Raw genomic sequence first — 10,695 nt, 5'->3', positions numbered from 1 at the left:
CGAAGAGGGCAAACGGGTCGAAGTTGCCTTGCAGGGCAACTTGTTCGCCGACGCGACGGCGTGCTTCGCCGATGTTGTATGTCCAGTCCAAGCCCAATGCATCTGCACCGATTTCTGCCATGCTTTCCAGCCATAAGCCGCCGCCTTTGGCAAATACGATAACAGGCACGCGGCGACCTTCGCTTTCGCGTTTGAGTCCGGCAACGATTTGTCGGATGTATTTCAGGCTAAACTCTTTAAACGCTGCATCGCTCAACACGCCGCCCCAAGTGTCGAAAATTTGTACGGCTTGTGCGCCGGCATCGATTTGGGCGTTGAGATAAGCGGTAACGGCTTGGGCATTGGTGTCGAGGATTTTATGCAGCAAATCAGGACGCGAATACATCATGGTTTTAATGGTGCGGAATTCTTTGCTGCTGCCGCCTTCAACCATGTAGCAGGCGAGTGTGAACGGGCTGCCGGAGAAGCCGATGAGCGGAACTCGGCCGTCCAGTGCTTTACGGATGGAAGTTACGGCATCAAAGACGTATTGCAGTTTTTCCATGTCGGGAACTTGCAGTTTTGCAATGTCGGCTTCGTGTTGCAAGGCGCGTTCAAATTTCGGGCCTTCGCCTTCGGCAAAATACAGGCCCAAACCCATGGCATCGGGAACGGTCAGAATATCGGAAAACAGAATTGCTGCGTCCAGATCAAAACGTTCTAAAGGCTGGATGGTAACTTCGGTTGCCAGCTCGGTGTTTTTGCACAAATCGAGAAAGCTGCCTGCGCGTGCGCGTGTGGCTTTGTATTCAGGCAGATAGCGTCCAGCTTGGCGCATCATCCAGATGGGAGTGTATTCGACAGGTTGTTTGAGCAGGGCGCGGAGGAAAGTGTCGTTTTTCAGAGCAGTCATGATAAATAGGCTTTCTGATTTGGTATGTTGGACAAAGTTCAGACGGCCTTAGATATGTATAGAGGCTGTCTGAAATGATTAAATGGTTGGTTTTGTTGTAGATTTCATATTGTCGCTTAATGCGAAATCAGCACATCAATTTGGTTGAGGAAGGGCTGCCGGATGTTCTTCTTCGGCCACGCTTTCCAAAACTAGATTGCGTTGTTCTTGCGCTTTTTGCGGTTGATCGGTTTCATCAAACACGCGAGCCAAGACCAAATGTGCGGATACGCTGGGTTGCAGGGCGATACTGGCTTCGAGGTAGCCCTGGGCTTTGCCCCAAAGTTTTCGGCCGTAGGCCAGTTGGCCAAGATACATCAACAGCAGTGCATTGTCGGGTTGTTCCTGTAACCAAGAGTCTGCTAAGTCGATGGCTTTTTGTTGCTCGCGCTCGCTTAGGAAACGCACGGATTCGACAAATGCCTCCAAAAGCTCGGGCTGGCGGGTTTGCAGATAATGGGTTTTAACCCATTTGACTGCATCGGCATACAAACCCAAACGCTCGTATTTTTCGGCAATCGCGACGCACAATTCGCCAGACTTCACACTTTCGGGAATCTGTTTCAAACAGGCTTTCAGACGGCCTGCATCGGTTACTTCGCTCAAGAGGCGGCGATATGCCCAGTTTTGATACTGTTCGGCTTCGTAATCGTTGATGGCGCCGGCTTTGACCAGTTTTTCCGCTTTTGCCAAGACATCTGAAGCATCGCCGTGATCAAAGGCATAACGTAATTGCAGACGCACCAAGCGGCTCAAGTTGCCGTTGATTTTTGCTGCGGCTTCAAGGTTTTGTGCGGCAGTCGGATAATCGCGGCGGCTCAGTGCAGATTCGGCCAGCAAAAGATGACGGGAAAGCTGTTGTTTTTGTGGCAGGTGTTCGATTTCGTGTAGGTAGCGGTCGCGCAATTCGAAGTTTTCCATTTGGTCGGCTGCGTGCGCGCCCAACATCAAAGCCAGGGTGCGGTTGTCGCCGGCTTCTTTGTTTTGCAAGACTTTGGCAGCTTCTTGTTCGGCTTTTTCAAAACGACCTTCAAAATATGCCAGACCTGCGCTGTTCAAAGAGGCAGAAGCCTGACGGCCTTTGCGGGCAATGCCGAAGCGTTGCATACGCGCCGGAAGGTTCAAGAGGCCGAACACGAATTTAACCAGGAAATACAAAACGAATACGCTCAATAGCAGGCCTAAAACAAAGGCATGCAGATTGATACGTAGCATGGTTTGCTCAACCACGACATACACGTTACCTGTATAAATGCCGGAAGCCAACGCTAAACCAACGGCGGCTGCAAACAGAATGACAATCCAAACGACGGTTTTCATGCTTGCTCTCCTTTAATTTTGGCAGCAGGCTTGGTTTGGTTTTGTGGTTTGGCAGCTTCGGCGGCCGGTTCTTTTTTGTTTTCAGACGGCAAAGCAGGTGCTTCCAGAGATTGAGGTGCAGAAGCGGCAGTGGGTGCAGCAGTTGTGGCTTGTTCGGTAGCTGCAGCCGGAGCGGAAGCGGTTTTCTCGGTAGCTTGGGTTTGTGCAGCTTCTTCGGTCGTCATTTGTGTACGCGAACCTTCTTGATAAGCGCGAACGGCGCTCAAGCTGGCTTTCAAGCTGTCGTCTGAGATCATGCGGACATCAAGGGCTTTGAGTTCGGCCAACTCTTTCAACCATGACTGGGTAGCAGGGGATTTGCTGTCGAAGTATTGTTTTACAGTTGCTTCAACGTTGTTCAAATCGCTTTGATACACTTCGCCGTTGTGTTGCAACAGGGCAATGCGCGCATCCAAAAGGCGCAGGCGCAGGTTTTCACGGATGAAGTAGGTTTGATCGGGTGAAATCAACATGGCGTCGTTGCTGTCCAGATGACGGACTTCAACCAAGCCTTTGAGGGCATTGAGGGATTTTTCCCATGTGTTTTCCCACCAAGTTCCTGAATTGGCGGCTTCGACAGGCGCGGCACCTGGTTTCAATACGCCGTCCAAAACCAAAGGCAGGCCTGAAATACCGGTTTCCAAACGGTCGATACGCAAGGCAGTGGCGGAAATATCGACATAAGGACGGTTTTTCAGCGCGGCCAAATCATTGCTGATGGCTTGCTTGATGGGGATAAGCTCAGGCTGTTCAAAACGGCTTAAGCGGCTGTCGATGTGTTCCAATACGCTGACCGCGCCTTGAAGGTTGCCTGACAGCATCAATTGTTGCGAAGCAGTGTTCAACATGGATTCGGCTTCGTCGACCAACCAGTTGATACGACCTTTGAGTAACTCTTGATAAGCTTTCTGCGTTTGCAGGATTTGATCGCTATTGTTTTTTTGACCGTTGTTCAGGCGGTCTAACTCGGCCTGAATAGCGGTTTGGCGGTTGAGGTTGTCTTTTAAAAGGCTGGCGTTTTCAGATTCGCCCAATGCGGCTTTGTCGATTTTTTGGTTGAATTCGAGCTCTTGGTTTTTTAAAACATTTTGACCCTGTACAAACAGGAATCCGCTCGCGCCCAAGCTAAGCAGTGCCAAGACGGTTGCACCTGCAGCCAAGGCTTTGCCGCCAGATTGTTTGATGATAACAGGGGCGTTGTTTTGTGGGAGATTGTTGGACTCGGTCATGCTCGCCTCCACTCGCTGAGGTTGGGTAGGTTTGATTTGTTCAGAAGGCCTGGTGTTTTCAGAACGTTCAGGCGCCGGAGCTGCCGTATTGGCAACTTGTTGGGTATCTTTATTGTCTTCGACTGGGTTCACTGCTTGGCTCCTTTGTGGCATGGATAAAAGTGCAGCGGATAAAGAAGTGACGGTTTCTACATGTTTGGCGCCGACGATGCGAAGCGCATCGGCAATACGCGGATGGTGGGTGAAGTATAGCAAGGATTCGAAGAATCGGGAAAATTGCGGCGGAATCTGATGGAAAAATTCGCGCGCGAGCTCGCCGGATGTGACGTAGGCGGCGGCGATGTCTTCGGTTTTAAAGTTCTGCCAATCGATGGCGTGTGGCCGTCTGAAATAGATTTCGGCGATGTCGATTTGGAAACCCAGTTCGGTCAGTTTATCTGCTAAAAAATCACGGCCTCCATGGCCTCGAATGATTAGAACTCGGGCGTTGGGTGGCAGGTTTTTCCAAATAGGCATTCTCAAGACGGCTTCGCTGTCGTTGCCGTCTTCGGGAGAGAATACGGGATAGGGGGAGAATTGCGCCAAAGTATGTTGGCTGGTTTGGCCGACGGTAATGTGTGCTTTAGGGCCGTCTGAAAAGTTCAGATGCGGCGCTGCGGTTTCAATAGCGGTGGGGCTGACCCAAAACACGACATCGGCTTGCTTAAATTGTTCGGGAAGTTTGTTTAGTGCCGAACGGTCTGCCTCTATTTCGATCGGACTCAATACTTGAGCCTGCCAACCAGCTGCATGGCAGGTTTGGATATCTTGCTGTGGACGGTTGGACGGACGGATGATGAGTAGAGTAGGCATAATGTGGGATAAATTATTAAGGTTTAGGCCGTCTGAAAGAAGGGTTTCAGACGGCCTGCTGCCGGGGATACGTTATTGATCGACGAATGCGCGCTCAATCAGGTAGTCGCCGCGGACACCGGTTTTCGGAGAAACGGTCAGGCCGAATTCGTCCAAGACGTTGCAGGTGTCTTTCAACATAGCAGGGCTGCCGCACAACATGGCGCGGTCGTCTTGCGGATTGATTTTAGGCAGGCCGATGTCTTCGAAGAGTTTGCCGCTGCGCATTAAATCGGTCAGACGGCCATGGTGTACATAGTCTTCGCGTGAAACAATCGGATAGTAAATCAATTTTTCTTTAACCAAGTCGCCCAGGTATTCGTGTTCGGGTAATTCTTTGGTAAAGCGGTCGTAGTATGCCAAGTCTTTTTTGTAGCGTACGCCGTGAACCAAGATGATTTTTTCGAATTGCTCGTAAATTTCAGGGTCTTTGGTAATGCTCAAGAAAGGTGCGATGCCGGTACCGGTGCTCAAGAGGTAGAGGTGTTTGCCCGGATTCAGGTCGCCGGCAACCAATGTACCGGTCGGTTTTTTACTGATGAGGACATCATCACCGACTTTAAGGTGTTGCAGGCGGCTGGTCAATGGGCCGTCTTGTACTTTAATGCTGAAAAATTCCAGATGCTCTTCCCAGTTGGCAGAAGCCACGCTGTATGCGCGCATCAGCGGTTTGCCGTCAACCATCAGGCCGACCATGACGAACTGGCCGTTTTCAAAGCGCAAAGATTCGTCACGGGTGCAGGTGAAAGTGAAGTAAGCGTCGGTCCAGTGGTGTACGGACAAGACTTTCTGGGTGTTGAATGCTGCCATTGATATTTCCTGTCGGATAAGGCCGTCTGAAAAGGATAGGTCGGGGCGGCCAAGGTTAATAAAAAGAATGGAATATGCTGTTCAGCTACTTACTTGCCGGTTTGGCTGATTTTTCGCTGAGGCTGTGCAGGTCGGAATAGCGTCCGCCTGCGTTGATCAATTCATGATGAGTGCCTTGTTCGACTACATTGCCTTCATGCATCACAACGATGTTGTCGGCTTTTTCGATGGTCGAAAGTCGGTGGGCAATCACTAATGTGGTACGGTTTTGCATCAGGTTTTCCAATGCGGTTTGTACCAAACGTTCGGATTCATTATCCAATGCACTGGTGGCTTCGTCCAAAATCAAAATCGGTGCATTTTTCAAAAGCGCACGCGCAATGGCGAGGCGTTGACGTTGGCCGCCAGACAGTTTTAAACCGTTTTCGCCAACTTCAGTGTGCAGGCTTTGCGGCATTTTTTGGATAAATTCCCAAGCATTGGCGGCTTTTGCAGCATTGATAATTTCTTCTTCGCTGAAGTTACCGGCTTGAGCATAGGCAATGTTTTCAGCAATCGTACCATTAAACAGGACAACGTTCTGGCCGACGAAAGCCATGCGGCTGCGTAGGCTTTCGAGTGTATATTCATTGATGTTGATGCCGCTAATCAAAACCTTACCTTCATCCGGATTAAGGAAGCGCGGCAACATATTGGCCAAGGTGGTTTTGCCGCAGCCTGATGCGCCGACCAATGCGGTCACTTTGCCTTGCGGTACAAGCAGGTTGATGTGGTTCAAGCTGTTGCGTTCGGCTTCAGGATAGCGGTGTACAACGTCGCAAAATTCGATATCGCCAGGGTTTGGGCTGAGGATTTGTTTGCCTTCGTTGCTCTCTTCGGGTTGATCCAAAAAGGTGAAGACACTTTCAGCCGCCGCCAAACCGCGTTGAAGGGATTGCATCACGCCGGTCATGCGTTTGATGGGATCAAACATCATGATCATACTGGACAAAAACGACATAAAATCGCCTGCGCTGAAGCCGGAAAGCCCTGCTTGGCGTGCGGCTGCGTAAATAATCGCAGCCAGAGCAACCGAGGCCATTAATTGCGTAATGCCGGTACCGGCAGAGCTGGCGGAAACCTGTTTGAGCAGGTTGCGGCGAACATCATTGGCAATACGGTCGAAGCGGCGGTTTTCATAATCTTGACCGCCGTAGATTTTTACAACGCGTTCACCATTAATGCTTTCGCCCAAGACCTGCATCAGCTGGCCAAGATAAATTTGGTTGTTGGCAGACAGTTTGCGCAGGCGTTTGCTGACTGTTTGGATACATACAGCAACAACCGGCAAGATGATAAAAGTAATCAGGGTCAAACGCCAGTTCAGATAAGTCAGCAAGCCCAATAGGCCGACTACGCTCACGCCGTCTTTAGCAATCACGGTAATGACGTTAAACCCTGCATCGGTAATTTGATTGACGTCGTTCAAGATACGAGACATCAAACGGCCGCCGGTATTGCTGCTGAAATACGAAGTCGGCAGGTGCATCATTTTGTTGAACATTTCACCGCGCAAGCGCTGCACCAAGTGGCTGGACAGATACGTCGTGCAATATTCGTTGATGAAGTTAAACAGGCCGCGAACGAAAAACAGCGCCACAATTGCCAGCGGCAACCATGACATGCTTTTCATGTTTTTATCGACAAAACCTTCATTGATCAAAGGTTTGAGCAAGTAACCGAAAGCCGGCATCGTACCGGCGACAATCAGCATGGCCACTACGGAGACGATAAACATCTTCCAATAGCTTTTCAAATATCCAAGCAAGCGCTTGTATAGCTCCCAGTTGGATGTGGCTTGTGTTGTCTGCATATCAATCCAAATTTAGAGCAAACATGCAATTCTAAACGAAAATATCTGTCATTACAATGTTTGCAATTGAAAGTCAAAAGGAGTTGGTATTGTTTTAACACCTTGATTTTATATTAGGAACGACTGCGGCGTGGTGGGTTTGGCAATAATGTTACCCACTTCTCAAATATCGGTTGCGGCCGTCTGAAACTTTTTCAGACGGCCTGTGCAGTCGTCAAGGACGGCCGGTTAAGCCAGGGCTTCCTTAATGATGTCTTTCACTGCTGTTGCATTATTAGGGACAACACGGACACGTTGCGGCAGGTTTTCCAAGCCTTCCAATGCGGCCGGACGAGGGATGGAAACTTCGCCGACAGCCTCATGGATGGTGGCTTCAAATTTGGCGGCCAGTGCGGTTTCGAGGCAGACGATGGTTTCGCCGGCTTCGCGGACTTCACGCGCTACTTTGACACCATCAGCTGTATGCGGATCAATCAATTCACGGTCTTGCTCGTAAACCTGTTTGATGGTGGCAAGGCGGTTGGCATGGGTCGATTTGCCGGAAACAAAGCCATATTGTTGATGTACTTTGTTTAAGACAAATTCCAAATTGAAACCTTTGCCGGAACCTACTTCCGCCCATAAGGTTTTGATTTCGTCTGCATCGCGGTCCATCAGGTCAAACACAAAACGCTCGAAGTTGGAGGCTTTGGAAATATCCATAGACGGGCTGGAAGTAACGTGGGTGTGTTCGCTGTTGCGCGGGCGGTATGCACCGGTTTTGAAAAATTCGTCCAATACGTCGTTTTCGTTAGTGGCGACAATCAAGCGGTGGATGGGTAGGCCCATTTGACGGGCGATATGACCGGCGCAGACATTACCGAAGTTGCCGCTTGGTACGCAGAAGCTGACTTTTTCGTCATTGCTCGAAGTGGCGTTGAAATAACCGGCAAAGTAGTACACGACTTGGGCGACAATGCGGCCCCAGTTGATGGAGTTGACTGTGCCGATGTGGTATTTGGCTTTGAATTCGGCATCGTTTTGTACGGCTTTGACGATGTCTTGGCAGTCGTCAAACATACCTTCAACGGCGATATTGTGGATGTTGGCATCTTGCAAGCTGAACATTTGCGCGCGTTGGAATGCGCTCATTTTGCCTTCCGGAGACAGCATGAAGACATTGATGCCTTTTTTACCGCGCAGGGCATATTCGGCGGCAGAGCCGGTGTCGCCACTGGTGGCGCCTAAGATATTGAGTTCTTTGCCTTCTTTGTTCAATACATATTCAAACGCATTGCCCAAGAATTGCATGGCCATGTCTTTGAATGCCAAAGTCGGGCCGTTGGAGAGGGCTTGGATTTTGATGCCGTCTGAAAGTGTGCGCACCGGAGTGATGGCTTTGGTACCGAATACTTCTTCGGTGTAGGTACGGTTGATGATGTCGCGTAAATCATCAGCAGGGATGTCGGTAGCAAACAGGCTCATAACTTCAAACGCCAGCTCAGGATAGCTGAGTGTGCGCCATTGGTCTAAAGTAGCACGGTCGATTTGAGGGTATTGCTCAGGCAGCATCAAACCGCCGTCAGGAGCCAAACCCATCAATAAAACTTCGCTGAATTGCTTGCGTGCGGTCGCACCGCGGGTGCTGATGTATTTCATGGTTTCTTCTCTATGTATTTAAAATTCAAATAGAAAGTCAAAACGAATTCAGACGGCCTCGATATTAAAAAAGGCCGTCTGAACGATTATTTGTAGAGTCGTTTGAAGCAGGCGGTAACCGTTTTCGCAGTAACGGACGCAATGGCCTGATCGCGGGTTGCCGGGCTCAAGACTTGCATCATTTCGGTTGCAGTCAATTGGTTTGGTGCTTCTTCGCTGGCGCAGCCGCAGATTTTATTTTCCCATTCGGCTTGTTTTTCCGCACTCATGGCCAAAGCAATGACACGCCATTCGTTACGTTTGTTCAATTCGGTACGGCATTGGCTGTCTACCGCCATTTTCACTACGCTGCTGCCGATACCTGTACCGCTGCCCAAGCCGCCGAAAGATTCGCCGCCGGTAGCGCATGCACCCAATAAGAAAGCTGATGTAACAGCTGCCAAAAGAGTTTTTGAAGTCATGATGTTTCCTGTTAGCAAGGCCGTCTGAAACGCCCGAAGAGTTCTCAAAATAGCATGTATTATACCGTAATGCGGCCCGATATGTGAGTTTGCGAAACTGCCGTATAATGCTAGCGAGTTTTCTTTTTAATCAATCAGCACGAAAGCCGCTATGTCCGACCTTTTCGCCCGCCAACCCGAAGCCCCTTTAGCCGAACGCTTGCGCCCGCATTCTTTAGATGATGTCATCGGGCAGCAGCACTTAATCGGCGAAGGTAAACCTTTGCGCGTGGCGGTGGAAGGCGGGAAGCCGCATTCTATGTTGCTATGGGGGCCGCCGGGTGTAGGCAAAACCACGCTGGCACGGATTTTGGCGCAGAGTTTCAATGCCCAGTTTCTGCCGGTTTCCGCCGTATTTTCCGGCGTGAAAGACATACGCGAGGCAATCGAGAAAGCTGAAATTGCCTTGCAGCAAGGGCGCGCGACAATTTTGTTTGTTGACGAGGTACACCGCTTCAACAAAGCGCAGCAGGACGCATTTTTGCCTTATGTCGAAAGCGGCTTATTAACCTTTATCGGCGCCACCACGGAAAATCCGTCATTTGAAGTCAATCCGGCTTTACTTAGCAGGGCGCAGGTGTATGTCTTGCAATCCTTGTCTTCAGACGACCTGAAGAAGCTGATTACCAAAGTATTGGCTTTGCCTGAATACCAAGATTTCACGATTGAAGCAGATGCGCAAGAATTGCTTGTGAATACCGCCGATGGCGATGCGCGCAGATTGTTGAACTTGATCGAGCAGCTTTTACGCGCTGCTAATACACGTCGTCTGAAAACCCTGACCGCCGAATTTCTTGCCGACAGTTTGGGTGCGCAAATCCGTCGTTTTGATAAGGGTGGCGAGAGTTTCTACAATCAGATTTCCGCGCTGCACAAATCCGTGCGCGGTTCGCATCCTAACGCGGCCTTGTATTGGTTCTGCCGTATGCTCGACGGCGGTACCGACCCGCGCTATCTTGCCCGCCGCATTGTCCGCATGGCATGGGAAGACATCGGCTTGGCCGATCCGCGTGCCTTAACGATTGCCAATGATGCCGCCGCTACTTATGAGCGCTTAGGCTCGCCCGAAGGGGAGCTCGCACTGGCGCAAGCCGTGTTGTATCTCGCCGCCGCCGCGAAATCCAACGCGGGCTACAAGGCATACAACCAAATGCGCCGTTTCGTCAAAGAAAATGCCAGCGACGAAGTGCCTGTCCATCTGCGCAATGCGCCGACCAAACTGATGAAAGAATTGGGTTATGGACGCGAATACCGCTATGCCCATGACGAACCTAATGCCTACGCCGCTGGCGAAAGCTATATGCCCGACGGCTTGGATGAACCCGATTTCTATCAACCTGTCCCTCGTGGATTGGAAATCAAAATTGGCGAAAAGCTGAAATGGTTGAAATCCTTGGATGAAGATGCACTGGATGATTAAAACAATAAATGTACATAATACAAATCTAAGATCAAATTGAATTTTTCAGACGGCCTTTGCTGTTT

General features: G+C 50.2%; 8 protein-coding genes and 1 pseudogene. 1 reads left to right on the top strand and 8 read right to left on the bottom strand.

The features are described 5' to 3' along the window. The 8 genes and pseudogenes from hemE to ACTHS3_RS08010 form a co-directional block, all read right to left on the bottom strand. Positions 1-892: uroporphyrinogen decarboxylase (gene hemE / locus ACTHS3_RS08045; RefSeq protein WP_440367620.1), on the bottom strand; the 892-nt coding region annotated here is incomplete at its 3' end. Between the two features lie 135 nt (positions 893-1,027). Then, positions 1,028-2,251: a heme biosynthesis protein HemY gene (locus ACTHS3_RS08040; RefSeq protein ID WP_070695663.1), complete on the bottom strand. Its 1,224-nt coding sequence runs from the start codon at positions 2,249-2,251 to the stop codon at positions 1,028-1,030. Next, positions 2,248-3,519 carry a uroporphyrinogen-III C-methyltransferase gene (locus ACTHS3_RS08035; RefSeq protein ID WP_224783372.1) on the bottom strand — a complete coding sequence of 424 codons (1,272 nt, stop codon included), beginning with the start codon at positions 3,517-3,519 and terminating at the stop codon, positions 2,248-2,250. Before ACTHS3_RS08035 ends, ACTHS3_RS08040 begins: the two co-directional genes overlap by 4 nt. A 213-nt stretch (positions 3,520-3,732) precedes the next feature. Next, a pseudogene (locus tag ACTHS3_RS08030) lies at positions 3,733-4,371 on the bottom strand (uroporphyrinogen-III synthase); the annotation flags it as partial. A 72-nt stretch (positions 4,372-4,443) separates the two neighbouring features. Further along, the gene (locus ACTHS3_RS08025) at positions 4,444-5,220 is read right to left on the bottom strand and encodes a ferredoxin--NADP reductase (RefSeq protein WP_003746329.1); all 777 of its coding nucleotides are present in this window, start codon (positions 5,218-5,220) and stop codon (positions 4,444-4,446) included. Positions 5,221-5,305: 85 nt separating this feature from the next. Next, on the bottom strand, positions 5,306-7,072 hold the full coding sequence (msbA, locus tag ACTHS3_RS08020; RefSeq protein WP_004519977.1) for a lipid A export permease/ATP-binding protein MsbA: 1,767 nt from the start codon (positions 7,070-7,072) through the stop codon (positions 5,306-5,308). A gap of 228 nt (positions 7,073-7,300) precedes the next feature. Then, the gene (gene thrC / locus ACTHS3_RS08015; protein ID WP_004519976.1) at positions 7,301-8,710 is read right to left on the bottom strand and encodes a threonine synthase; all 1,410 of its coding nucleotides are present in this window, start codon (positions 8,708-8,710) and stop codon (positions 7,301-7,303) included. 86 nt (positions 8,711-8,796) lie between these two features. Continuing rightward, entirely contained in the window at positions 8,797-9,171 is a 375-nt protein-coding gene (locus ACTHS3_RS08010; RefSeq protein WP_004519975.1) for a hypothetical protein, read from the bottom strand. Positions 9,172-9,322: 151 nt separating this feature from the next. Between ACTHS3_RS08010 and ACTHS3_RS08005 the strand changes: the two genes are divergently transcribed. Beyond that, the gene (locus tag ACTHS3_RS08005; protein WP_049336804.1) at positions 9,323-10,630 is read left to right on the top strand and encodes a replication-associated recombination protein A; all 1,308 of its coding nucleotides are present in this window, start codon (positions 9,323-9,325) and stop codon (positions 10,628-10,630) included. Positions 10,631-10,695 lie beyond the last annotated feature (65 nt).

This window comes from Neisseria sp. P0009.S007, from assembly GCF_051962515.1.
This window is presented reverse-complemented; position numbering and strand designations above follow the sequence as displayed.